Raw genomic sequence first — 24,708 nt, forward strand, 5'->3', positions numbered from 1 at the left:
AGGGCGGATGCTTGTCGCGTTTATTTTTCTCCAGCCCGAAATAGTAGGCTGATGGCAATGTGGGCAAGGTGTCTTCATGCAAATCTAACAGTGATTAGACCGAACGCTCGACTAATACGCAGCCTAACATTTCGCTAACAATGTTGACTTTTCTCTTGCGGATCAGTGTTTTATGCATCTTTCACTCCCTTCTGCTGCGACGTTATATCGAACGCGGTATAAGCCAGTTATAGCCGAATGCGGCATAAGCCCGCGCTTCACAGCATGTCGCCAAAGCTAGCAGGAATGAATGCTTGTGTGAGATAAGCAAGGCATCCATGCCGCCGAAGATGGGACTGCGCGTGAGAAGTTGTTTCCATAATGCTTTTTCTGCTGTTGATTGCCAAGAAATTAGTGGCCGCTTCTGGCCGGTTTCTGCCTGTTACTACCGTCTGCTTTACGGTATTTGGCACAAATCAGCGTATCGAAACTACCTTTCTGTCCCGATTTTCCTTGATAGCTGACATCGAAAGGTTGCCGGTAGCTGCTTCCTGGATGTGTCCGCTCCACCAAGCCATCATCGGGCGTCTGCGCTCGATGTAGTCCGCCCGGTTGTAAGCGCTGCGAACCTCGTCCTTGTCGACGTGGGCAAGCGCTACTTCGATCAGTTCAGGATCCCAGCCGTGTTCGTTGAGGATGGTGCTGGCCATTGAACGCATGCCATGGCTGACCAATCGCCCTTCGAAACCCATGCGCTTCAGCGCCATATTGGCGGTCTGGCTGTTGCAGTGGGTGCGAGGGTTCCGGTCTGCGGGGAATACGTATTCACGATGGCCGCTGTAAGGCTTGATTGCTTCCAGTAACGCGAGGGCCTGTTCCGTGAGCGGAATCATGTGCGTGCGGCGTTTCTTCATCCGCTCAGCCGGGATCGTCCAGATTTTCTTTTCGAAGTCGATGTCTGCCCATCGAGTGGTAGCTGCTTCCGCTGGTCGGGTCATGGTGTGAAGCTGCCATTCGATCAGGCAACGGGTCGTTCTTTTTATGCTGGCATTGGCAATTGCCAACATGAGCTCGCTCAGCTCGTCTGGGGGCAGTGCCGCCATGTTTTTCTTTTTTGGTTTCTTGAAGACAGAGCGGATGCCGCTGAGCGGGTTGGCATGGATCAGTCCCGAGTTGACCCCGTAGGTCATGATCTCGTTGAGCCGTTGCGTCAGCCGTTTAACGGTCTCAAGGCTGCCCTTGGTTTCGAGCGGCCGAAGCAGGTTGATGACCTGTGGTGCATTGATGGCTGAGATCGGAGCCGTACCTAAGTCCGGGAAAACGTGCAGCGTCAGTGAGCGCCAGATGTCCTCGGCGTAAGCCTGTGTCACGGAGTCTTTTTTCAGCTCATACCAGGCGGTAGCTACGTTCTGAAACGTGTGTTCTGTTGCAGCCCTCTTGGCTTGCTTCAGATTGTCCCGCTCTTCTTTGGGGTCGATGCCGGTGGCAAGAAGCTCCCTTGCTTCAACGGTCATTTTCCTTGCCTGGGCAAGTGACAGCTCAGGGTATGCACCAAGCCCCATGTTGATGCGCTTCTTGGTTACTGGGTGGTAATAGTTGAAATTCCACAGCTTAGAGCCATTGCTTCTCACTCGCATTTGTAATCCATCACCGTCGACCAGGATGTAATCCTTTTCCTTGGGCTTGGCAGCTTTGAGCTTGAGCTCAGAAAGGCGAGAGGCTTGAGCGCACATTGGTATTCCATGAGAGGTTTTGGTATTCCAAAAATTACCACCTGAATGCTTGGAATACCATTTGGAATACCGGGTTTCGCGGATCCAGTCGGACGCTATCGGATCGTGACGACGCTGAAAGCCCCGTATTCACTGGGTTTCAGGCACAAAAAAAGACGTCCGTGGACGTCTCTAGATGTTGTAATGGTGGAGCCGGGGGGATTTGAACCCCCGTCCGCCAGTTCTCCGCTATCGGTTCTACATGCTTAGCCGTGTCTACTAAGTTAACCCTTGGCCGCCCGACGGGCAGGGTGCTTTGGGCGAGTTGTGTAAGATTTAGTCGCTTCGTCCACAACATACTAGGCGACGATTCTGTTCTATCTGACAATCAGTTCGGGTTTACAGACATCCCCTAGTGATTGCTGGAGCCGAAGCTACCAGAAGTGCGCTAGGCTGCTTACGCAGCTAGTTGAGCACCGTAATTGTCATCATTGGCAATTATAAGTTTTGCAACAGTGGATTTACGAGTTCTGTTACCCACTCGGCATGCCCCTCAAGTTTCGCTACCGGCGTCGAATCCTAATCGGCCCCAAAACTTTCGTGCAGTTGTTCAGACACAAGTGTACGTGAAAGGTTCCTCTTCGTCGACTCTATCAGACGCTTATGCATTGCGTGTGTAGGTGGGGCTGTGCTTTGCTCTGAAGCAGAGTCTATTTAGGATTACTTTGCCGTATGCCGCGATACCCCCTGCGTCAGTGGATCTGGCGAGCTTTTGTTCAGAGTGCCTTGATACCGTTGGTGCTTGTTGAGTCTGTACTGATTGCGGCCTACATGCTTACGAATGCAGAAATCCGCGATTCTCAGGTTGAATACTTGCAGCAAAGTGCGTTGGAGCATCTGTCCACCGCGGCGCTGCGTGAAAGTAATCTGATGGCCAGGCGTCTGCAGTCAATTGAGTCTCAGGTCGCTGTGTTTCGTGACATGACCTGGCAGGCGTTGCATGACACAACGTTTACGCCTGATGAGGTCGAGCGCGAGCGGCATGCTGTGACCGAGGATGGTGTCTTCTATACGTCGACTGATAACGGGCGTGCTGCGTCGTTTTATGCCAATAGCACACCGTTAGCCAAGCAGGACCATGGCAAAGCTCTGCGCTTGTCTCAGCTAGACCCTCTGATGAAGTCGTTTCATGCATCTACTCCGCGAATAGCCTCGCTCTATTTCAACAGCTGGGACAGCTATAACCGCATCTATCCATTTTTTATGACACCCAAGCAGTATCCCCATGACATGGTGATACCGGATTACAACTTCTATTACCTGGCCGATGCGAAGCACAACCCCGAGCGCAAGGTAGTCTGGACCGATGTCTATCTGGACCCTGCCGGGATGGGATGGATGCTGTCCTCCATTGCGCCTGTGTATACCGATGACTTCCTGGAGGGGGTCGTTGGGATGGATTTCACGGTCGGCCAAATCTTAGAGGGCATCGATACGTTGCAAGTGCCTTGGGATGGCTACTCCATGTTGGTAGACCGCGATGGGAACATTTTGGTGTTACCGCGTGATGGAGAGGACGACTTTGGCTTGACCGAGTTGCTGGGATATTCCTACGCGGAGGCTGTGCGTCGTGAGGTGTTAAAGCCAAAGGATTTCAGCTTGTCACTCTATCCGAATCTGCAACCGCTGCTGACTGCGATGAAAGAAGGGCAGGAAAGCGTTGTGGAGGTCGAGCTGGAAGGCAAACAAAAGTTGGTGTCTTGGGCGACGATCCCGCAGACCGGCTGGAAACTCCTAATGGTGGTCGACAAGGAGAATATTTTTACTGAGACCCATCGTCTTGCTCAGCACTACTTAAACGTTGGGTACATGCTGATTGCTGGGCTCGTGCTGTTCTATCTGTTGTTCTTTGCTCTGATGTGGATGCGTACGCGCCGTTTAAGCGAGCAGTTGGCTGACCCGATTAAAGAGGTTGTCGGGATGATGCGAGGGGTGGGGCGTGGGGATTACCCATCCGAGCTACCTAACAGCCCAATCAGGGAAATCCACAGCATGGCAAGAGCGGTGGTTGAGACAGGAAAGCAGTTACAGGGCAGTGAAGCTCAGCGGCTTGAGGCCCAGCATATTCTCGACCTCGTCATGGAAAGCACGACTGAAAGTCTGTGGACCATTGATATAACCACGTTGAGCATCACACTCAGTGAGCGTTTCGTTACCCGATTCGGTCTGTCCCCCGACAAAATGACCCTGTCAGACTTTAATCAACGCATGCACCCGGATGATTTGGAGCGTGTGCGGCATTTGCGTCAACTCTTCGGTAGCAGTCAGGAGGAGCGGTACGAGGCTGAGTACAGGTATGCTGATCCAAATGGTGACTATGTCTGGCTTCTCAGCCGTGGGCGAGTACTGGAGCGCGATGCAGATGGACATGCCCTGCGTATTGCGGGGACGCATGTCGATATCACCCGCTTGAAGCAGGTGCAGGAGGAATTACGTCGGGCCAGCTTGGATGCGCAGGCGGCCAGTCAGGCCAAGAGCCGCTTTCTTTCAAGCATGAGTCACGAGCTGCGTACTCCACTGAATGCGATCCATGGATTTGGTCAGCTCATTGAGATGGAAGCAGAAGGGCGTACCGATGCTCGGGCTGAAGCGGACTATGCGCGAGAGATCATCAATGCTAGCCGTCACCTCACGTCTCTGGTGGATGACATACTTGATTTGTCCAGTATCGAGAATCGCCGCCAGCAGTTAAAGCTGCAACCCGTTGAGATAGGTGCGCTGTTGCATGGCTGCGCTGAGCTGGTGCTGCCCGAGGCTCAAAAGCGCCAGCTGCAACTGCACGTTTTGGCAGAGAACGACACGGGGTTGTATGTGCAGGCGGATATGCGCCGCATTCGCCAAGTCATCCTCAATCTACTGTCCAATGCGATTAAGTACAGCAGCCCAAATGGCTTGGTAAATTTGGGTTATGAGGTGCGACCTGATGCTGTTCGTTTGTGGGTTGAAGACAATGGTGCAGGACTAAGTCCGGAGCAGCAGGCCAATCTGTTCCAGCCCTTCCAGCGTTTGGGACGAGAAAACTCAACCATTCCGGGGACCGGTATAGGCTTGGTGTTGAGTCGCGAGCTAGCCACGTTGATGGGCGGTGAAATTGGCTTCGAGAGTTCTACAGGGCGCGGCAGCCGGTTCTGGATAGACTTGCCGGGAGCTGCAAGTCCCTGTGCTGTGGCTGAGACCACGGTTGAGCCGGTAGCCGCACACCCACCTTTGTTAGCTGAAGTGTTGTGTGTTGAGGATCACCCGGCGAGCCTTAAGGTTGTGAAGGAAGTTTTGCGTGAGTTTGCTCAGGTCAGAGGTGTCTCAACTGTCATGCAGGCTCAGTCAGAGCTAGAGGCCTATACGCCTGCATTAGTGGTTCTGGATTTGGATTTGCCAGATGGTGACGGCCATCAGGTGCTGGATTTCATGCGCACGACACCGCGCCTGAGCCGTGTGCCTGTCTTGGTCATCAGTGCAGTAACGGATGAAAAACTGTTTGTAGAGTCGCGCAAGCGTGGGGCTCAGGCCTGCTTAAGTAAGCCGGTTGATCTGCACCAGCTAAGGCGTGTGGCGATCAGTTTGCTGGGGCAGGCTTTGTAACAATACAAGGGTAGGATTTATGTCCAAAACGGTCGCTAAATAAGTAGTAAGCGCTTAGCCTGTGCCCATAACGACAACAGACGCCAGTGGCGTGGAGACGCAAATGCCATCCTTGGATACCGAACACCTTCTGGCCGCCAGAGAGGCCGTATTGCAACACCCGGATGCTCAGGACTGCACGGTTTACCGGGCTGATGAGAATGATCCTGACGCTGAAGAGCAGGATCTTGGTGACGGTAAAATTGTGTTCTGCGGCCCATTTGAGGCACCGGCGGATTGGGACGCAGCAGAGCGAAAAGAGTATTTTGCCGGGTATGCGGAGGAGCTGTTTGTCACTGCCCGCATTGAAAGTGAGGCCAAGCCCGGCAGCAAAGTGCATTTTACGCCTGACATCAATGATTATGTCGCGACCATGCCTGGCCTGGGAGAGGTTGTCATGTACTACGTGCATGACTATCTGGAAGATGACGATGGCTGCCTGTATGTGCTTCAGCGTGATGAAGAGTCCCTGGACTAAAGCGCACGCACGCGACTGTAGTATCGGGGTATTACCCCTACCTTGCGTGTACGGTTGACACTCTGCGTACCTCAACATCAGGAAGGGAGTACGCAGATGTCCGCGAAAAAGATTCTTATGCTGGTCGGCGACTATGTCGAAGACTACGAAGTCATGGTGCCGTTTCAGGCGTTACTGATGGTTGGCCATCAGGTTCATGCCGTTTGTCCTGGCAAGGCGGCTGGGCAGTCAGTGCGTACGGCTATTCATGATTTTGAGGGCGAGCAGACCTACAGCGAGAAGCCCGGTCATAATTTTGCCCTGAACTTTGATTTTGAACAGGTGACGGCCGATGCATACGATGCCCTGCTGATTCCTGGGGGGCGCGCACCTGAATACCTGCGTTTGAATGCGGAAGTTCTCGCGCTGGTGCAAGCATTCAATACAGCGGGCAAGCCTATAGCAGCTGTATGCCACGGCCCACAACTGCTAGCCGCTGCTGGTGTGCTGGAAGGGCGCGAGTGCAGTGCCTATCCAGCCTGCGCCCCTGAGGTGCGTTTGGCTGGTGGGCGCTATATTGATCTTCCGGTGGATCAGGCTCATGTGCAGGGTAATCTTGTCACCGCCCCTGCGTGGCCAGCTCACCCGAACTGGCTGGCGGGATTTTTGAAGGTGTTGGGAACTCAGATCAGCCTGTAAGGTTTTAGGCTGTTATCCACAAGGAGAGCGAGAATGTGTGAGCTATACGTCAAAGCCGATCCGATACTCTATGAGTCCCGTTCGCGCTCTCTACGTATTCGCGGCGTGGTGACCACGCTGCGGCTGGAGAATCAATTCTGGGACATCTTGCGTGAGATCGCCGAGGTGGACGGCATGACCACCAATCAACTCATTACCAAGCTTTATGATGAAGTTATGGACTATCGCGGCGAGGTGGTGAATTTCGCCTCTTTTCTGCGGGTGAGTTGCACCCGCTACCTCAGCCAGAAACGCTCGCCAGTCGAATTGAGTTTAGTGCGGGCTGCCACTTAGTGAGTGGCAGCTTGATCCTGCTTGGGGATCGCTACTCGCAGCTGTGGGTCACCGAGCGGGTGACTTAACGCGTTAAAGAAGTACAGCTCAGTCTGGGGCTGCTCTGCAAACAGCTTCCGGTAATAGTCTTTCTGTTGCTGAATGAAGGCGCTGTTGTGGGGATAAATTGAAATGGCCAGGGCTTTAGGGCTGGCAGACTGTATCGCCTGGAGCAAATGACGGTCCTGCTTGCCCAGGCTGTGACCGAAGATGCATAACCCCTCTGAGGCCTGAGCCAGTTGTCCCAGTCCATAGGACAGGTAGTCCGAGCCGCGAATCGATTTGAGCTTATCCTCACTGCTGCTTTCATTAACGAAGAGCGGAATATCGCCTAACTGGTTAATGGCAAAGCTTGCCAGGAGAGTACTCTCCGATGAGTTGAGCAGGCGCGTGCTGCCATCGGCGTTTTTCACCAAATGCAGGCCACCATGCAGATAAAGGACGCGTGTTGCATTGTCAGCAGGCCGCACATCAGTGGGATCGAAGGTGGCGTCGGCACCACGGAACAGGTTGTCAAAGCCCTCTGGCGCGTGAAGCTCGGCCCAGTAGGTCAGCAGGTCGTAATTACCGCTATAGACGGTACGGTAGCTTCTCAACTCTGTGTTGATACAGGCCAATGTTTCACCTGGCATTTGACTCCAGGGAATATGCACACTGCGGATCGCATGGATGAGGGCTTCTTTAATTGCGAAATAGCGATGGCGCGGTGACGACGCGTTGATGGTTAGCGCTGCGTTGACCCGAATGCTGTTACGCAGAGCGCTCAGGGCCTGTTCGAAAATACTGGTATCCAGCGCACGAAACACGCTGAGTTCGGTGGGACTCAGGGGGCGATTGCGGGTGGTTTGAGCTTCGTCGAACAGTGAGAAGTAGGCAAAGTTGCGCCATATGGCCAAGCTTGCACCATTTCCGAGCAGCAGGTCAGGAAATGCCTGCCTGGCGCGCAGCGTATTCCAATGTTCAAGTTCGCTGTTTGCTGCCAGGGCTTCCATAATTACTCTCATTGGGTAGCTGAAAATACCGGCGGACTTTATCACGCCTTAAACGTGTCTCGACGGCCCCTTTCGAGCTTCTCACCTAGCAGGATGGCACGGCTGTGCGGCAGTTGTGCGTGTAACCCCCAAACGGGTGAACCAGTGAGGACGAGCAATGATTGACGAACTGCGTATTGAAGACATCAAAGTGGGCGACGGCAAGGAAGTCGTGAAAGGTGCATTGATCACCACTAACTACGTGGGTTTCCTTGAGGATGGCCGCACGTTTGACTCATCTTATGATCGTGGTAAGGCCTTTCAGTGTGTGATCGGTACGGGGCGTGTGATCAAGGGCTGGGACATCGGCATGATGGGGATGCGAGTTGGCGGTAAGCGCAAACTCTATGTTCCCGCCGCTCTTGCCTATGGCGAACGTGAGTTTGGCGCCTACATTAAGCCGAACTCAGATTTGATCTTCGAAGTAGAGTTACTGGAAGTACTGACGCGGGATGACTGATGGTCAGGCACTTGCTTCAAGTTTGGCAGCGATCTTGCTCTACATTGGCAATATGTGTGGCTAGAGCGTCTCGTTGAACGTGCATAGCCAGATGAGCGGTGGCCACATTTTTGTGTAAAAGGCTGGCGCCGCTTGTCCACACAAAGTCAGTAATAAATATTTTTTATTGATCTAAAGCTACGTTTTATTATTCACTGAAGGCATTAGTGAATGATCGCTGGTGATTTGCCTCCGCGGGCGCATCAGTATCCTTTTTTCTGGCTCCGGTTTCTTTGCCGGACGCTACAGTGCTCCATCGTGGAAGTTGTTGCGGCCTCTGGGCAGTGGTACTTGCCATGCATTACGGGCACCACCTTATTTACAACTCAACATGAGGATCCTGGATGGAGCACAACATCTCCCTGATCACCACCCTTGCCGGCGGTTTTGGTCTGGCGCTTATCTTCGGCTTTATTGCCGAAAAGATTAAGTTGCCAGCGCTGATCGGCTACCTGTGCGCCGGCATCATCTTAGGCCCCGCAACGCCGGGGTTTGTCGCCGATATGGCGCTGGCTGCACAGCTGTCTGAGATCGGTGTGATGTTGCTGATGTTTGGTGTTGGCCTGCACTTCTCTCTGGATGATTTGCTCTCAGTAAAAAAGATCGCTCTGCCCGGAGCGGTGGTACAAATGGGCTTGGCCACTGCATTAGGTATGGCTGTTGCGCATTGGTGGGGGTGGAGTTTTGGGGCGGGGCTGGTATTCGGCCTCTCACTGTCCTGTGCCAGTACGGTGGTATTGCTTAAGGCGTTGGAGTCCCGGGGTATTCTCGACTCGATGAATGGCCGTATTGCCGTGGGTTGGTTGGTCGTCGAGGATCTGGTTACGGTGCTGGTGCTGGTGTTGCTGCCGCCACTGGCAGGTGTGCTGGGCAGTACCACTGTCACCGAAACCAGCAGTGATCCATTGTGGTACACACTGGGCAAAACCCTGTTGCTGGTGGCGGGCTTCCTGGCGGTCATGCTGGTAGCCGGACGCCGCCTGATTCCGTGGTTGCTGATGCATGTGGCCAAGACTGGCTCCCGCGAGCTGTTTACCCTCTCGGTGGTGGCGGCGGCGATCAGTATTGCCTATGGTGCGGCTGCTTTGTTCCAAGTGTCGTTTGCACTGGGGGCCTTCTTTGCTGGCATGGTGATGCGTGAATCGGATCTCAGTCACCGTGCGGCTGAAGAATCATTGCCGCTGCGCGATGCGTTTGCGGTGCTGTTCTTCGTCTCGGTCGGTATGTTGTTTGATCCGCTGGTGCTGCTCAAAGAACCGCTGCATGTATTGGCGGTGGTGGGCATTATTGTCATCGGTAAGACCCTGGCGGCTGCGGCGCTGGTGTTGGCCTTCCGTTATCCGCTCAATACCGCATTTACGGTGGCGGCTAGCTTGGCGCAGATCGGGGAGTTCTCGTTCATCCTCGCTGGGCTTGGTCTGACTCTAGGGTTGATGCCACAAGAGGGCATGAGCCTGGTGCTGGCAGGTGCACTGATTTCCATTGCGCTGAACCCGGCCGTGTTTGCGGCGGTTAAACCACTGAAAGAGCTGGCGCTGCGTCGCTCCTCGTTTGCCCGCCGCCTTGAACACCGAGAAGACCCGCTGGCTGTGCTGCCAATGAGCACTGAGAGGAAGTACCTTGAAGGCCAGGTGGTGATGGTGGGTTACGGTCGTGTCGGTCGTCGTATTGCGCGAAGCTTGCTGGAGCGGCATATCCCATTTGTAGTGGTTGAGCAAAACCGTGAAAGGGTAGAGCAGATTCGTAATCAGGGCATGGTTGCGGTCAGTGGTGACTCGGCTGAGCCGGGCACGTTGATCCAGGCTCACATCGCTGACGCAGCGATGCTAGTGATTGCCACCCCTGATCCGATGAATGTACAGCGCATGGTGGAAACTGCGCGCATGCTCAACCCGGATATTGAGGTGGTGATTCGTACTCACAGCCCTGACGCAGTGGAGATATTCCGTAAGGATTCGCTGGGTGAAGTGTTCTTTGATGAGGAAGAACTGGCACGCGGTATGAAAGCGCACATTCTGTCCAAGTTCGCTGATCAGGCTGCGGTGCCCAAAGGGCACTGACAACCGAGTCTGTACAGACAATAAAAAACCCGGCCTGAGCCGGGTTTTTTATTGGGACGATTACTTGACCTCGACGGCCAGGCTTTCGTGGATCTTCTTGTTCCAGATCGCCGGGCCAGTGATGTGTACCGACTCGCCTTTGGTGTCGACTGCCACAGTAACCGGCATGTCTTTCACTTCGAACTCGTAGATCGCTTCCATACCCAGTTCCGGGAAGGCAACAGTCTTCGACGCTTTGATCGCTTGGGACACGAGGTAGGCCGCGCCGCCAACAGCCATCAGGTAAACGGCTTTGTTGTCCTTGATTGCGTCGATGGCGATCGGTCCGCGCTCGGATTTACCGATCATGCCCAGCAGGCCAGTGCTTTCCAGAATCTGGCGAGTGAACTTGTCCATACGCGTCGCAGTAGTCGGGCCAGCAGGGCCAACCACTTCGTCACCAACCGGATCGACCGGGCCAACGTAGTAAATGAAGCGGCCTTTGAGGTCTACCGGCAGCTGTTCACCCTTGTTCAGCATGTCGACCATACGCTTGTGAGCGGCGTCGCGGCCAGTCAGCATCTTGCCGTTGAGCAGGATGGTTTCACCCGGCTGCCAGCTCAGTACATCTTCTGGGGTCAGGGTGTCGAGGTTGACGCGGCGGGCGCTTGGGCCTGCTTCCCAGACGATTTCCGGGTAGGCGTCCAGATCCGGCGCTTCCAGAGCAGCAGGGCCGGAACCGTCAAGCACGAAGTGTGCATGGCGGGTGGCTGCGCAGTTCGGGATCATGCACACCGGCAGAGAGGCGGCGTGAGTCGGGTAGTCTTTGATCTTGATGTCCAGAACGGTGGTCAGACCGCCCAGGCCCTGGGCACCGATACCCAACTGGTTAACCTTCTCGAACAGCTCCAGACGCAGCTCTTCAATGCGGTTTTGTGGGCCACGTGCTTTGAGTTCGTGAATGTCGATGGACTCCATCAACACTTCTTTGGCCATCACGGCTGCTTTTTCAGCGGTGCCGCCGATGCCGATGCCGAGCATGCCAGGCGGGCACCAGCCTGCGCCCATTTCCGGAACGGTTTTCAGCACCCAGTCAACGATCGAGTCGGACGGGTTGAGCATCGCCATCTTGGACTTGTTCTCGGAGCCGCCGCCTTTGGCTGCAACGTCCACTTCCACTTTGTCGCCAGGGACGATGGAGTAGTGGATAACCGCAGGCGTGTTGTCCTTGGTGTTTTTACGTGCGCCAGCTGGGTCGGCCAGGATGGAGGCACGCAGAACGTTTTCTGGCAGGTTGTAAGCGCGGCGAACACCTTCGTTGATCATGTCGTCAACGCCCATGGTGGCGCCGTCCCAGCGTACGTCCATACCTACGCGGACGAATACAGTGACGATACCTGTGTCCTGGCAAATCGGACGGTGGCCAGTGGCGCACATACGCGAGTTGATCAGGATCTGCGCGATAGAGTCGCGTGCAGCCGGGGATTCTTCTCTCAGGTAGGCCCCATGCATGGCCTGGATGAAGTCCACGGGATGGTAATAGGAAATGAACTGCAGGGCGTCGGCAACGCTCTGGATCAGATCATCTTGCTTAATCACGGTCATGCTAGGCGCGCTCCTTTAATAGGGCAGGAACTTTGAAGAGCGCCGGGCAGCCCCAGCGCACAACTTTATCAGGGCCGGAGGCTCAGGATAAAAAGGGCGTCTAGTATACCCTGCAAGCCCTTATGCGGACACCTTCAAGGGCTTTTAAGCGCCAATAGGCAGAGGCTATTGGCTAGCGGTCTACGCTGGTTTTTTATTGGGTAATTGGCTTAAAGTGAAATCTTTGTGCCAGCATGGGACGGAGCCCGTGACGCCATGAAGATGCTTTCTCCGCCACATTCGCAGTTCTCGTTTCAGTCTTTGCTGCTGAGGCGATTTGCAATGGCGCAGATATCCTATCTGCTGATATGCGCCATTAGCTTTTTAGCGACTTCAGTCGGGCTTATTACCCTCTCTCAGGATCGTGCGTTGCTGGCTGTCGGAATACTGGTTTTCAGTCAGTCAATATTTCTGGCGCTTTTTATTTCACGGCTTAATCTGCGTTTTAAAGACCCAAGTTTGACCCTTGCCCAAGTCCTTTTCGGACTTTTTTGGGTCAGCCTGCTATTGGTTGTCATGGATGAGGTCAGCAGTAGTTTGCTGGTTCTTTACAGCCAGGTTCTATTGTTTGGGCTTTTTCAGCTAAAGCCCAAAGCATTTGTCGGCTGTGCGCTGTTTGCCTTTGCTGGGTTCGTCTGTGCGCATTTGTATGAGTACGTTGTCGAGAATGTAGTCGACACACGGCAGGTGCTTGTGCAGGGCTGCATTCTCGCCGGAACGCTGGTGTGGATGACGTTGTTTGCACACTACGTATTCAGACTGCGATCCCGTATGCGCCAGCGGCGTCACGAGCTTAAGGCTAACCAAGATGCATTGCGCGACATGATGCGCAAGCTGGAAAACTTGGCTGCCACTGATGAGCTGACGGGGCTTTACAACCGGCGGCATTTTCAAACTGTCGTGAACGAATCCCTCAAGAGTGTGGGGAGCGACCAGCTGTTTGGTATCGCAGTAATTGATCTGGATAACTTTAAGATCATCAACGACGAGTACGGGCATGCTGCGGGTGACACTGTTTTGCAGCTGTTTGCAAAGGTTGCCAAAGGCTGTCTGCGCGAGGGCGATGTTCTGGCGCGTTATGGTGGCGAGGAGTTCGTCCTCTTGTTGCCTAATAGTGATCCAGACCAGCTCATTTCATGCTGCGAGCGTTTACGTAAAACATTCAACGAGGTCCATCCCGAGGGAATGAAGGCGGGCGCTTTGAGCCTCTCAGTCGGAATGACGTTGCTCGGCCATGGCGATGTTTTGGACAGTGCTTTGCGGCGTGCTGATCAGGCGTTGTATCGGGCGAAGCGGGAAGGGCGTAATCGCTGCATGGCTAATTGGGGGAATGCAATTGCCTGATTTGCGTGTCAGTGGCCGCAGTTTGGTCGTCGAAGCGGGAGCCAATCTTCTTGATAGTCTCTTGCGCGCTGGCGTGCCTGTAGCCTACAGCTGCAGGGCCGGGAGCTGTCACGCCTGTTTGGTGCGGTGCCTGACTGGCACGCTACTGGACAATAAACCCCATGCATTGAGCACTGAACAGCTGGAGCAGAGGTGGCGCTTGGCCTGTCAGTGCGCGGTTGTTGAGAACACGTCCATTGAGGTGTTTGACCCTGCCCAAGATGCGCTGCCTGCCCGTGTAATCAGTTGCGACTGGCCTGCCCAGGATGTGCTTCTCTTGCGGCTTAGGCCTGAGCGTGCATTGCGTTATAGGGCGGGGCAGCATGTTTCGCTTTGTGCCCTAAGTGGTGTTATCCGACCTTACTCGGTTGCCAGTTTGCCAGCGGAAGACGAATGGCTGGAGTTCCATATCGACTGCAGTCGAGACGGCGCTTTTGCCAGTGTTGCACGCCAGTTGAGTGTGGGGGACGAATTACGCATTGGGCAGCTTCATGGCGCGGCACTGCACTATGACCCTGAATGGCAGAGTAGGCCGTTGCTGCTGATGGCTTCGGGCACTGGATTGGCGCCTCTATATTCGGTATTGCGCGAAGCCATACGCAATGACCACCAGGGCGCTGTTCGCTTGTTGCATGTGGCGCGTGATGCAGCCTCGCACTACCTCAGGGATGAGTTGAAAGCACTGGAAGCAATCCACTCCAATCTACAGGTCGAGTTAATAGTTTCGTCCGACTTGACCGCTGCTTTGGCTGAACTGCGCCTTGTTCCGCGTCAGAGCATCGCCTTACTCTGCGGCCACCCTGACAATGTCGAAAGTTTTGCGCGCCGCCTCTACCTTGCAGGTTTGCCGCGCAGCCAGATTTTCGCTGACAGCTTCTTGCCGCACGCCTAGACCGATCGGTTGCCGGTGGGTGGCCGAACAGCCTTGAGGATGTGCCATGAGCGAACATGTGTTGGTCGAGCGCGAACAAGGTCTGGTTACCTTGCGTATGAACCGTGCTGACAAAAAAAATGCCCTGACCCGCGCCATGTACAGTGCTATGGCTGACGCTCTGGAACAGGCTGATCAGGATAAGAGCGTGCGGGCTGTGCTGATTACCGGCGGAGACAGCTGCTTTACCAGCGGTAACGATGTTGCTGATTTTATCAAGGCACCGCCAACTGGGCTGAACAGTGAAGTGTTCCAGTTTATGAAGGCGTTGTTTGACTTCAGCAAACCAGTTGTTGCGGCAGTGAACGGCCCGGCAGTTGGGATTGGTACAACCCTGCTGCTGCACTGTGATTTGGTTTATGTCGGGCGCAATGCAACGCTCAAAATGCCCTTCGTCAACTTGGGGCTGTGCCCTGAGTATGGTTCCAGCTTAATTCTGCCGCGTCTGCTGGGCCATGTGAGAGCTGCTGAGTTGCTGCTGTTGGGGCAGAGTTTTACCGGAGAACAGGCCGCGCAGTGGGGGATCGCCAATCATGCGCTGGAAGATGGTCCTAGCGTATTGGATACGGCGCGTGAGGCGGCTCTGCGCTTCCTTAAGCTGGCGCCCTCAGCTGTTAGCGACAGCAAGCGCTTGATGCGTGAACCGGGGCGGGAAGAATTGCGAAAGGTGATCGAAGAAGAAGGCGCACTGTTTGGTCAGCGCCTGCGCTCACCCGAAGCCATTGAAGCGCTGACCGCGTTTATGCAGCGGCGCGAGCCGGATTTCAGCAAGTTTGCCTAGTCGGTGATTGGGGCTGGAGTTGTTTGGCTATAGGACCTGGCTCAGTCCGTAGCCTGGATTAGCCGCAGGCGTAATCCGGGAACGTTGTGACCGACACCGCTGTGCGGTTCTGTCCAGTCATTCGCGACTGAAGTCGCTCCAACACTGCGATACACATGTGGTATCCCTGTAATACGAAAAGGCCGCTCAGTGAGCGGCCCTTTAGCGAGTGTTGGCTGATCAGACCAGCGCTTCACCTACATGCAGCAGTTTCATGGTGTTGGTGCCACCAATGGTGTGGTAGCTGTCACCTTTGGTCAGAATCACCCAGTCACCGGCCTGAACCACACCACGCTTGAGCAGTTCATCTACCGCAGCTTGGCTCACCTCGCTCGGTTGCAGCGCAGCTGCATCGAACGGTACGGTGTAAACGCCACGGAACAGTGCCGCACGCGCTTGAGTCTCGCGGTGCGGGGAGAAGGCGAAGATCGGCACCGAGGAACGGATACGCGACATGATCAGCGGGGTGTAGCCGCTTTCGGTCAGGGCAATAATCGCCTTAACACCCGGGAAGTGGTTGGCGGTGTACATGGAGGCCAGGGCGATGCTTTCGTCGCAGCGCTCAAACTCACTGCCCATCCGGTGTCCGGAAGTTTTGCTGGTCGGGTGTTTTTCCGCCCCCAAGCAAATACGCGCCATGGCCTGCACGGCTTCCAGCGGGTAGGCGCCTGCGGCACTTTCGGCCGAGAGCATGACCGCATCGGTGTAGTCCAGTACGGCGTTGGCCACATCGGACACTTCGGCGCGGGTTGGCATCGGGTTCTGGATCATGGATTCCATCATCTGCGTGGCCACAATCACAGCCTTGTTGTGCTGGCGTGCGTGCAGGATGATTTTCTTCTGGATGGCAACCAGTTCTGCGTCGCCGATCTCCACACCCAAATCGCCACGGGCAACCATCACGGCGTCAGAGGCTTGGATCAGGCCGTCGAGGGCTTCGTCATCAGCAACCGCTTCGGCGCGCTCGATCTTGGCCACCAGCCAGGCAGTACCACCAGCTTCCTTAAGCAGGGTGCGGGCGTATTCCATGTCAGAGGCGTCGCGGGGGAAGGAAACGGCCAGGTAATCCAGCTCCATTTCTGCCGCCAGTTTGATGTCGGCCTTGTCTTTTTCTGTCAGTGCCGGAGCTGTCAGGCCACCACCTCGACGGTTGATCCCTTTATGGTCTGAGAGCGGGCCGCCGATTAGCACTTCGCAATGCAGTTCGGTTGCAGTGGCGTCTTTGACGCGCATCACCACGCGGCCATCGTCCAGCAGCAGCTCGTCACCAACACCACAGTCTTTGACCAAATCGGGGTAGTCGATGCCAACAACCTGCTGGTTGCCTTCGGTCAGCGGGTGGCTGATGGAAAAGGTGAAGCTGTCGCCAACATTCAGTTCAATGCGCTTATTGGCGAATTTGGCGATACGGATTTTCGGCCCTTGCAGGTCACCTAACAGCGCTACATGGCGACCGTTTTTTGCAGCCAAAGAACGCACCAGCTGAGCGCGTGCTTTATGTTCATCCGGAGTGCCGTGCGAGAAGTTGAGACGAGCTACGTCCAGACCAGCAATGATCAGCTGTTCAAGAATTTCTGGACTGTTGCTGGATGGGCCAAGGGTAGCGACGATTTTGGTACGGCGTATGGACATGCACAAACTCCTGAGTAGCAACTGCATGGGAGGCTACTACGCTCAAGTGATGTAGTCATTGTTCCGGAGCGCTACTTACGCAAAAGCTAGCAAAATTGCTTCTATTTAATACGTTGGTGCCATTATCCGGCGGTTTAGGGCTTGATCCAGGTGCCTGGCAGCTTTCTCGCGCAGGCTGCTCTCTGGGTATTGCACCAATAGGCGCCGTAAGTAGGTGATGGCTTTTTCCCGGCTAGGTTGTGGGTTGTCACTTGCCATGAACATTAGGCCTAATTGATAAAGGGCCTTTTCTTTTATATCGGCGGGAATGCCGGGATCACTCAAGGCCAGTAGGTATAGCTCTTCGGCTTCATCCACACGCTTTTTGAGTACCGCTCTGCGCGATAACAAGGTCATACCCTGATCCAAGCTGGGCTTGTACAGGTCCAGCTCCTGGTTGGGCTGCCAGTTGGCAAGCAGCTCACGAGAGGTTTTTTGTGCGGCCTCTCCGGAGCGCTGACGCATCATCACAATGCGGGTTTATGCCCGTTCGGCGGCGCGGCTGGCAGGGAACTCATTGAGCACCTTGTAGAAATAGTTGAGTGCTACGGTGTCATTGCGTTGGTCATTAAAGCGGTTCATATACATCAGGCCGATCTGATACAGCGCGATGGCCCGTACATCGTCGCCCAGATTCCGGTCTTTGTAGCCTGTGAGGTATAGCTATTGAGCCTGATCTGTCTTTGCATCGCGCATGGCTAGGGCGCTGTAGGTCAGCAGATCGCCTTCGTCCTCGAGGGCTGCCTGCATGCGGTGTTCTTTCATTGCTTTGTGTTCCACCACTTCATTGGTGGTTATCTGTGCAATGAATAGCGGGGTCGTAGGCGAGCAAGCACTCAATAGCAGTGTGCAGGCCAGTAAGGGCAAGCGGAAAAATGGCAGCATGATTGCTCCAGAGCACACGGACCGAGGTTTTGAGTGTATTTGGACGGCTGCCCAGCGGTCATCGTCGATCAGGTAAGACCCAACGGAGGTTATGCTCCTGAAGAATTTTGCAGCATGGCCGATAACGTGCCCATCGGAGGAGAGAACACATGCGAATTTTAGTAATGGCTTTGCTGCTTGCAGGCTTGGCGGGCTGCACCACACGGCATAATCTCGACAGTAATTTGAACAAGGCCTATGAGGCGTACGATCAAGGCAACTGTGAAGCGGCGATTTTGTATCTGTCCAAGGCCGAGCGTAATAGCCGTTCCCGTCGTTATATCCAGCCGGAAATCTCCCTGTTACGCGGGCAATGCCTTGAGCGGCAGGCGCTGTACGTTGATGCCGTGCAGACTTACCAGTTTATTGCTGCCTACTATCCGAACAGTGAGTACGCCTTCCGTGCCCGCGCTAGGATCGAGACGCTGCGTCAACTGGGCCATGGCGGAGAACCTGCGGTCAAAGTCACGCCGGTTAAGCCCTGATCTAGTAAGTTTGGCGGGTGGCCAGCTATGCTCGGCAGCTCTTATATGCACAGGGCTTGTGTGATGCGCATTTTATGGTGCCTCTTGATTCTGCCGGGGTTGGCTGCAGCTGAAATCTATCGCTGGACAGACGCTAATGGACAAGTGCACTTCGGTCAGCGTCCAGCAGGGCAGGGGGCCGAGCAGGTTCAGGTGAGGCCTCAGGTGGTGGAGCGCGATCAACTTACTCGTGATCGGGAGGCCCGGGCCAGCCAGTTTTATGATGCGCGCAGACAAGAGCAAGCCCGTGATGATGCCAAGGCACGTGAAGCTCAAGGCAGGCGCGCGCAAGAGTGCCAGCAACTGCGTCAGCGCCTGAGCTCCATTCCTGAAGGTCGTCGCTACTTCCGTCAGGAGGCAGACGGTACGCGCAATTATTACAGCGATGACCAAGTGGATACGGCACGTAAACAGCTGCAGGCAAAACTCGCTCAGCGTTGTTGAGCCTTTAGTGCGCCATAAAAAAACGCCCCGAAGGGCGTTTTTTTATGGCTGACGATCAAACGTTGCTGCTGATGTTCAGCTGTAGCAGCTCGTTGGAGCGGGCCTGAACCTCTTTGTAGCGCGCTGCATCCTCGGCCATTTCGGTACGGCTGGCCGGGAAAATTTCCTTCAGCTTGCTGCTCCACTGCTCAGACTTGAGTTTGTCACCGAAGCAACGTTTGATCAGGTCCAGCATGATGGAAACAGTCACCGATGCGCCCGGTGAGGCGCCCAGCAGTGCGGCGATGGAACCGTCTTGCGCGGCCACCAGCTCCGTACCGAACTGCAAAACGCCACCACTCTTGGCGTCTTTCTTGATGATTTGCACGCGCTGACCTGCAATCTCCAAGCGCCAGTCTGAGGCTTTAGCTTCTGGGTAGAAGCCCTTCAGGGTTTCCAAACGTTGATCCTGAGATTGCAGCACTTCTTTAACCAAGTACTTAGTCAGGTCAAAGTTGTCACGGGCAACCGCCAGCATCGGGCCGATGTTGTTCAGACGCACCGACATTGGCAGATCAAGGAACGAGCCGCGCTTAAGGAACTTGGTGGTGAAGCCCGCGTACGGGCCGAACAGCAGAGAGGTTTTGCCGTCTACCACGCGGGTGTCCAAGTGCGGAACCGACATGGGCGGTGAGCCTACCGCAGCCATGCTGTACACCTTGGCCTGGTGCTGCTTGACCACTTCCGGGTTGTCGCAGCGCAGCCACTGGCCGCTGACCGGGAAACCACCGAAGCCTTTGCCTTCAGGGATGCCTGACATTTGCAGCAGCGGCAGCGCCGCACCGCCAGCACCAAGGAAAACGAACTTGGTTTGGATCTCGCGGGTGTTGCCGCTGTTCAGGTCTTTGACGTTGACCAGCCAGCCATTTCCGCTGCGTTGCAGGCCGACCACTTTCTGGTTGCAGGAAACACGGGCATTTTCCTGCTTGCCCAAGTGATCCAGCAGATTCAGGGTCAGGCGACCGAAGTTAACGTCGCTGCCAGCCTCCACGCGGGTGGCGGCAATAGGTTCGTTAGCGTCGCGACCTGACATCATCAGTGGCATCCACTGAGCCATAGTGGCGCGGTCTTCAGTCAGCTCCATGGCCTCGAAGGCATGGTGAGCTGTCAGCGCACTGTGGCGTTTTTTCAGGTAAGCGATATCTTTCGGACCGCGCACGAAGCTGATGTGCGGAACCGGGTTGATAAAGGATTTGGGTGAGTTGAAGTGACCCTTCTCGACCAGATAGGCCCAGAACTGCTTGGATTCTTCGAATTGTGTGTTGATGGTGACCGACTTCTTGATGTCGATCGAACCGTCAGCTGACTCTGGTGTGTAGTTCAGCTCACATAGGGCGGCGTGGCCGGTGCCTGCGTTGTTCCACGGGTTAGAGCTTTCCAGCGCCCCGGAGGCCATCATCTCGACCACTTCCAGCTTGATGCTGGGATCGAGCTCTTTCAACAGTACGGCCAAGGTCGCACTCATGATGCCGGCACCAACCAGCACCACATCCACTGTTTCGTAAGCGTTCTGCGCCATTACCACTTCTCCGCAAACCTGTACTCAATAGACGTAAACGAGCGTGTATTCACACCGCCGATCAGCAGTCGACGAGATACTCATAGGTGCAGGAGGCAGACTTCTTCAGGCTGTTAACAACCATAGAATTGTTCATTTTCGCCACACTCTTTTGAAGTTTTTCCAACCGTTTTTTTCACGCTCTTTTGGAGTCGTGAACCTCAAATCACAGCAGCTACAACTGTTTTCCGATCTTGCTGGGCAAACTGTGTAATTTGACCGGCGTTTCGGGAACAGGTTTTGTCAGCTGAGTGAAGCGGGCGACTCTCTGGGGCGCGGCCGATGAAGGTGCATCAGCGCTACGGCAGGCCCGGTTCAGGAGGCGACCTTATAATCGGGCGCGATTATAAGGGTAAAGAGGGAAAATGGGTCGTTTGAAGTGACATTTCTTCAAATCAGGCGCGGGCGGTCACCGCAGCGCAGTGTTTATCTGCCTGTTGGCTAGCTCTGCGGCGAGCATTCAGCGGTAATGGGCGGCTGAGTAAGCTTAGACTGTACTCTTCAATTTCAACCCACTGCGCGCCTTGAGGAAGCTGTGCAGACTGGCGCAGGGCGCGACAAACACCCTGCTGATCGACCAGCGCAAAGGTGCGTACAGGGTTGAGCAGCGATTGCAGGCGTTTCAGCAATGACATGTGTTTTTCCCCCTTGTTCGTGCAGACATGACCTTTATCCCATGTTTGGGTGACAGGGTTATGACGGGAACCTCATGCGCAACAAATGTACTAACAGGCTGTGCTGGGCGGCATTTCACAAGGTCGTTATACTGCGCGCCAATTAAGACTTACTGAGTTGGGTAGGAGAAATAAGCATGCTGCGTCGTCTGCTGTTGGGTCTTTTGACTGTTGCCAGTATTTCTCTGGTGGGCTGTGCGCATAGCCCGCAGCAACTGAGCCCTGAACCGAAGCTGAATACCCCTCTGACTGCTGTAGGTCACGGTCAGCCGGTGGTTGTTAAAGTGGTTGATGGCCGTCCATCCCAAGTGCTGGGGACACGCGGTGGTCTTTATCCGGAAACCAGCGCAATCAGCGTATCCAGCAATGCTGTTGTGCCGAAATTACAGGCCCAGGCTGAGATGGCAGTTCGCCTGCTGGGCTTTACCCCGACCCCAAATGCCTACAATGCACCCCAGCTAACGCTGACTTTGGCTGAGCTGAAGTATCAGTCGCCTAAAGACAAGCTGTATGTGACCGAGGCTGACATGACGGCCAATATTCGCGTTGACGTACAAAACAGCAGCCGCCGTTATACCGGGCGTTATGGTGCGTCGCTGAATCAGCGCTTCGGTATGGCGCCGAATCAGGCCACCAACAACAAGCTGGTCAGTGATGTGTTGAGCGATGCCCTGACTCGCGCATTTAAGGACCCAACCATCGGTCAGATGCTGGGGCAGTAAGCCTTTGCGCGACAAAAAGACCCGGAATCTTCCGGGTTTTTTTATGTCCGAAATGTGCATTTTATGAGGCATACAAAGTCCTGTGACTGTGGTCCTCGCGACTCGTCGGAAATTTCTGATGTAGCAGTGCTGGCTCTGTAAGATGCCCGCTTTTTTAACGCGCTGGCCGTTCCGGGCTGGTGGCTTGCATTACCTGAGGTTGTCTATGTCGTTGCAAGTTCTGTGGGTTATGATCCAAGGGTATGCGGCCCAATGGCTCAATGGTCTGGCATTATTTTTTGCACTTGCAGGTTCTTGGTTGGCGATTGCAACACGTGCACGTGTACAGCGTGCTGGTCTGGCTGAGCAGGTTACGTTGCAGGCTTGGTCGGGTGATGACCCCACGCAGCGCCTGAATCGCTTCTTTTATTGTTTTGCCTTCGCCACGCTGATGCTCGCCCTGATGCTTTCATGGGTCAGCACTTCGTTGTAGGTGTAAAGCGTGTGGATTTGGCCAGTCAGCCCTTACTGGCAGGCAAACAAAAACGGCAGCCTTTAGAGCTGCCGTTTTTTATGAGCGAATAAGGCGGGGCTTAAAGAGCTAGGCCTGCCTTGATCCGATACTGATTACGCACCGGTGTCGCGTATTGCAGAACAAGGTAAGGCTGTTGTTCTGCCGGGCAGCTGTCCAGGCGCCGTTTCCATTCGGCTTCGGCTTTTTCCAACTCTTGCGCTGGGAACAGCTCGCTGGCCGCCGGGACATTGAGTGCAGGGTCCCGTTCTGCCCACATGGCGTACGCCAGGTAGTGCACCGGGAACAGCCGATAACCCGTCAGAATCTCACGGTCCACCTCAGTGGCGAGCAATTTGCTGTCCTCAAGGTTATGACGGGCCTGCTCGTTGAAATGGATGTGAACGCGTCCTTTATAGCCGGTAATGCCTTGGGCGATGCTCAAGTCGTCTTCGCCCTGGGCCTTGGTATAACTGCCGGTTGTGGCGCGGATATAGAGTTCGCGGGCCTTGGCCAGATCGCAAGGATCATATTCGTAACTGATGGACACCGGGATCAGCCTAAGGCTGTCGATCACCTCTGCAAACGGCTCATCCTTACGGCTCATGTGGAACATCTTAAGGATCGCAGAGTCGGTGCGGTCGTCGCCGTCTTTTGCGCGTCCTTCAGCCTGAGCAATCCAGATCGACTGGCCGTCGTTGAGTATCGAGTGATTGATATAGGCTGAAAGCAGTTGATACGCCGCGAGCTTTTCACGTCGCCCAGTGAGGGAACGGTGGACGATAAAGCTTTTATTCAGGCGCATCAGGTCGCTGACAAAAGGCTTTTGCAGCAGGTTATCACCGATGGCAATGCGGGGTGTCTCTAAGCCAGCATGGTAGACGGCGTAATTAACGAAAGCCGGATCCATGACAATATCGCGATGGTTAGCAAGGAACAGATACGCCTTGCCCTTTTGCAGGTGCTCAATGCCGGTATAGGTCACACCATCTGTGGCGCGCTCAATCGTGCGGTCAACGTAACCTTCAACATGCACCTGCAAATCCGCGACGCTGTGTACGTCACGGAACTTGGCGCGCAAACGGTAAGCAATCAGTGGCTTGAGCAGCCAGCCCAGAGAGCTTGCCAGGCGCGGGAAACGAAACTGGGTCAGAATGTTTAAAAATGCATCGTCTGACAAAAGACGTGCGAGTACAGCAGGTACCTCTGCATCGGCATAAGGTCGGATGGCATCAAATTCGCCCATCATCATCTCTTGTTGTGGGTGACTGTAAAGCGGCACTGTCTGGAGACGGCAGCTGCGTGGAGCTGGCATGCGCATTAAACCAAGGACAGAACCCGATGGTCCCATTATACGCGTAACTTTTATCTTGGCTGTTAAACAGGTGTTGGATGATGGGAATCTTTGGCTACATGCGTAGCCAAGATGATTCATGGGCCTGATGAGTCGTAGGAGGGGGACATGCAAAGCGTCTACGAACCGCGGGACATGATGGAAGGTGAATTGTTGAGGTCAATGCTGGCCAGTGAGGGTATTGATGCCTATCTGGCTGGGCAGCACTTACTCGGTGCTGTTGGCGAGCTGCCGGTCAGTGGTTTGTTAAGGCTTATGGTGGACGATGCTGATGTCGACCGGGCGCAGACGCTGATTGCTGGTTACAATGCGGCGCAACCTATACCAGATGACGAACCCTTGAACGTGCCAGGCTCGTTATTGTGTTGATCATCGCTCCAATTTTCCGAGTGCTCCGAGTTATTCCATGAGTGGACGATTTGCGCTATTTCGCTGGACACAGGCATTTGCAGCCTTGCCTGGTTTTCCGGCAGATCAAGCACCTCACTGGAATATTTCCCCGCACCATCAGGTTTTGTTGCTGCGTAATGTGGACGGGCAAAGGCAATTGGCGCGGGCACGTTGGGGGCTGACGCCTCCTTGGTTAACAGATATGACCCGTACACCTGCCCATGCCAGGAGTGAGACGTTGGCCAGCCAGCCGATGTTTCGTGATGCATTCCGCCAGCGTCGTGGCTTGATAGCCGCTAATGGTTTCTATGAGTGGCGTGGGTCTGCACGTAAGCGCCCTTACTGGATTACGGCTGAAAGCTCGCTGCTGTATTTTGCAGCGCTTTGGGAGGCCTACCCGGTCGAAGGCCACGTTTATCTCAGTTGCGCGATGATCACGCTACCGGCGGCGAGTTTGCGTCGTCCTGTGATCATGGATGAGGCCGCGCAGGCTCGGTGGCTAGCGGATGATGCGACACCTGAAGAGTTGCAGGCTTTGCTGGATGCACCACAGCCAATTATGCGTGAGCGGGTACTGGCTACGCTGGTGAATGATCCCAAACTCAATGGGCCTGAATGCCTAACACCAGCATAAAATGTGGCGCATATGCAAAGGGCCGGCAGTCTGTTAAGTG

22 protein-coding genes, 1 other RNA gene and 1 pseudogene are annotated in these 24,708 nt (G+C 54.8%); 15 read left to right on the forward strand and 9 right to left on the reverse strand.

From position 1 onward, the window contains the following. Positions 1–455 precede the first annotated feature (455 nt). The gene (locus WG219_05285; GenBank protein ID WXL26891.1) at positions 456–1,712 is read right to left on the reverse strand and encodes an integrase domain-containing protein; all 1,257 of its coding nucleotides are present in this window, start codon (positions 1,710–1,712) and stop codon (positions 456–458) included. 184 nt (positions 1,713–1,896) lie between these two features. Further along, positions 1,897–2,282: a transfer-messenger RNA gene (ssrA, locus tag WG219_05290) on the reverse strand. 141 nt (positions 2,283–2,423) lie between these two features. Here ssrA and WG219_05295 point away from each other — a divergent pair. The 4 genes from WG219_05295 to WG219_05310 all read left to right on the forward strand — a co-directional run bounded on the left by WG219_05295 (position 2,424) and on the right by WG219_05310 (position 6,858). Continuing rightward, on the forward strand, positions 2,424–5,330 hold the full coding sequence (locus WG219_05295; protein WXL26892.1) for an ATP-binding protein: 2,907 nt from the start codon (positions 2,424–2,426) through the stop codon (positions 5,328–5,330). 103 nt (positions 5,331–5,433) lie between these two features. Then, complete coding sequence (locus tag WG219_05300) at positions 5,434–5,847, forward strand: hypothetical protein (GenBank protein WXL26893.1); 414 nt, start codon at positions 5,434–5,436, stop codon at positions 5,845–5,847. A 96-nt stretch (positions 5,848–5,943) separates the two neighbouring features. Continuing rightward, positions 5,944–6,525 carry a DJ-1/PfpI family protein gene (locus WG219_05305; protein WXL26894.1) on the forward strand — a complete coding sequence of 194 codons (582 nt, stop codon included), beginning with the start codon at positions 5,944–5,946 and terminating at the stop codon, positions 6,523–6,525. Positions 6,526–6,558: 33 nt separating this feature from the next. After that, positions 6,559–6,858: a ribbon-helix-helix domain-containing protein gene (locus WG219_05310; GenBank protein ID WXL26895.1), complete on the forward strand. Its 300-nt coding sequence runs from the start codon at positions 6,559–6,561 to the stop codon at positions 6,856–6,858. Here WG219_05310 and WG219_05315 read toward each other — a convergent pair. Then, a complete protein-coding gene (locus WG219_05315) occupies positions 6,855–7,889 on the reverse strand; it encodes a DUF4917 family protein (protein WXL26896.1) in 1,035 nt (344 codons plus the stop codon). The two genes, WG219_05310 and WG219_05315, sit on opposite strands and share 4 nt — an antisense overlap. A gap of 157 nt (positions 7,890–8,046) precedes the next feature. Between WG219_05315 and WG219_05320 the strand changes: the two genes are divergently transcribed. Together WG219_05320 and ybaL are read left to right on the forward strand one after the other, a co-directional pair. Then, positions 8,047–8,388 carry an FKBP-type peptidyl-prolyl cis-trans isomerase gene (locus tag WG219_05320; GenBank protein ID WXL26897.1) on the forward strand — a complete coding sequence of 114 codons (342 nt, stop codon included), beginning with the start codon at positions 8,047–8,049 and terminating at the stop codon, positions 8,386–8,388. A 383-nt stretch (positions 8,389–8,771) separates the two neighbouring features. Further along, positions 8,772–10,487, forward strand: coding sequence for a YbaL family putative K(+) efflux transporter (ybaL, locus tag WG219_05325; protein WXL26898.1), 1,716 nt, complete (start codon positions 8,772–8,774; stop codon positions 10,485–10,487). A 60-nt stretch (positions 10,488–10,547) separates the two neighbouring features. Here the strand turns inward: ybaL and WG219_05330 are convergent, their stop codons facing one another. Next, positions 10,548–12,071, reverse strand: a complete 1,524-nt coding sequence (locus WG219_05330) for a fumarate hydratase (GenBank protein WXL26899.1) — start codon at positions 12,069–12,071, stop codon at positions 10,548–10,550. Between the two features lie 261 nt (positions 12,072–12,332). Here WG219_05330 and WG219_05335 point away from each other — a divergent pair, with 261 nt between their 5' ends. From WG219_05335 to WG219_05345, 3 genes are read left to right on the forward strand one after another with little or no spacing between them, the layout of a single operon-like run. After that, a complete protein-coding gene (locus tag WG219_05335) occupies positions 12,333–13,454 on the forward strand; it encodes a GGDEF domain-containing protein (protein WXL27943.1) in 1,122 nt (373 codons plus the stop codon). Next, positions 13,447–14,385 carry an iron-sulfur-binding ferredoxin reductase gene (locus WG219_05340; protein WXL27944.1) on the forward strand — a complete coding sequence of 313 codons (939 nt, stop codon included), beginning with the start codon at positions 13,447–13,449 and terminating at the stop codon, positions 14,383–14,385. The genes WG219_05335 and WG219_05340 overlap by 8 nt, the downstream gene beginning before the upstream one ends. Positions 14,386–14,431: 46 nt before the next feature. Beyond that, a complete protein-coding gene (locus tag WG219_05345) occupies positions 14,432–15,205 on the forward strand; it encodes an enoyl-CoA hydratase (protein ID WXL26900.1) in 774 nt (257 codons plus the stop codon). A gap of 219 nt (positions 15,206–15,424) precedes the next feature. Here the strand turns inward: WG219_05345 and pyk are convergent, their stop codons facing one another. Continuing rightward, positions 15,425–16,876 carry a pyruvate kinase gene (pyk, locus tag WG219_05350; protein ID WXL26901.1) on the reverse strand — a complete coding sequence of 484 codons (1,452 nt, stop codon included), beginning with the start codon at positions 16,874–16,876 and terminating at the stop codon, positions 15,425–15,427. A 105-nt stretch (positions 16,877–16,981) separates the two neighbouring features. After that, positions 16,982–17,800, reverse strand: a pseudogene (locus WG219_05355) (outer membrane assembly lipoprotein YfiO). 149 nt (positions 17,801–17,949) lie between these two features. On the opposite strand from WG219_05355, the gene WG219_05360 reads away from it, so the two are divergent. Together WG219_05360 and WG219_05365 are read left to right on the forward strand one after the other, a co-directional pair. Beyond that, positions 17,950–18,324, forward strand: coding sequence for a tetratricopeptide repeat protein (locus WG219_05360; GenBank protein WXL26902.1), 375 nt, complete (start codon positions 17,950–17,952; stop codon positions 18,322–18,324). A 63-nt stretch (positions 18,325–18,387) separates the two neighbouring features. Further along, positions 18,388–18,807: a DUF4124 domain-containing protein gene (locus WG219_05365; protein ID WXL26903.1), complete on the forward strand. Its 420-nt coding sequence runs from the start codon at positions 18,388–18,390 to the stop codon at positions 18,805–18,807. A gap of 55 nt (positions 18,808–18,862) precedes the next feature. On the opposite strand, the gene mqo is transcribed toward WG219_05365, so the two are convergent. Further along, positions 18,863–20,365, reverse strand: a complete 1,503-nt coding sequence (gene mqo, locus WG219_05370; protein WXL26904.1) for a malate dehydrogenase (quinone) — start codon at positions 20,363–20,365, stop codon at positions 18,863–18,865. A 434-nt stretch (positions 20,366–20,799) separates the two neighbouring features. Further along, complete coding sequence (locus tag WG219_05375; protein WXL26905.1) at positions 20,800–21,039, reverse strand: hypothetical protein; 240 nt, start codon at positions 21,037–21,039, stop codon at positions 20,800–20,802. A gap of 176 nt (positions 21,040–21,215) precedes the next feature. Between WG219_05375 and WG219_05380 the strand changes: the two genes are divergently transcribed. Together WG219_05380 and WG219_05385 are read left to right on the forward strand one after the other, a co-directional pair. Next, positions 21,216–21,800, forward strand: a complete 585-nt coding sequence (locus tag WG219_05380) for a YajG family lipoprotein (protein ID WXL26906.1) — start codon at positions 21,216–21,218, stop codon at positions 21,798–21,800. Positions 21,801–22,005: 205 nt separating this feature from the next. Continuing rightward, complete coding sequence (locus tag WG219_05385) at positions 22,006–22,272, forward strand: hypothetical protein (protein ID WXL26907.1); 267 nt, start codon at positions 22,006–22,008, stop codon at positions 22,270–22,272. 100 nt (positions 22,273–22,372) lie between these two features. Here the strand turns inward: WG219_05385 and WG219_05390 are convergent, their stop codons facing one another. Beyond that, positions 22,373–23,539, reverse strand: a complete 1,167-nt coding sequence (locus tag WG219_05390) for a 1-acyl-sn-glycerol-3-phosphate acyltransferase (protein ID WXL27945.1) — start codon at positions 23,537–23,539, stop codon at positions 22,373–22,375. A 213-nt stretch (positions 23,540–23,752) separates the two neighbouring features. On the opposite strand from WG219_05390, the gene WG219_05395 reads away from it, so the two are divergent. Together WG219_05395 and WG219_05400 are read left to right on the forward strand one after the other, a co-directional pair. After that, complete coding sequence (locus tag WG219_05395; protein WXL26908.1) at positions 23,753–24,013, forward strand: DUF2007 domain-containing protein; 261 nt, start codon at positions 23,753–23,755, stop codon at positions 24,011–24,013. 37 nt (positions 24,014–24,050) lie between these two features. Beyond that, positions 24,051–24,668 (forward strand): SOS response-associated peptidase, encoded by a 618-nt coding sequence (locus WG219_05400; GenBank protein ID WXL26909.1) that lies wholly within the window; start codon positions 24,051–24,053, stop codon positions 24,666–24,668. Positions 24,669–24,708 lie beyond the last annotated feature (40 nt).

The organism is Pseudomonas mendocina, from assembly GCA_037482215.1.
Taxonomy (GTDB): Bacteria; Pseudomonadota; Gammaproteobacteria; order Pseudomonadales; family Pseudomonadaceae; genus Aquipseudomonas; species Aquipseudomonas mendocina_E.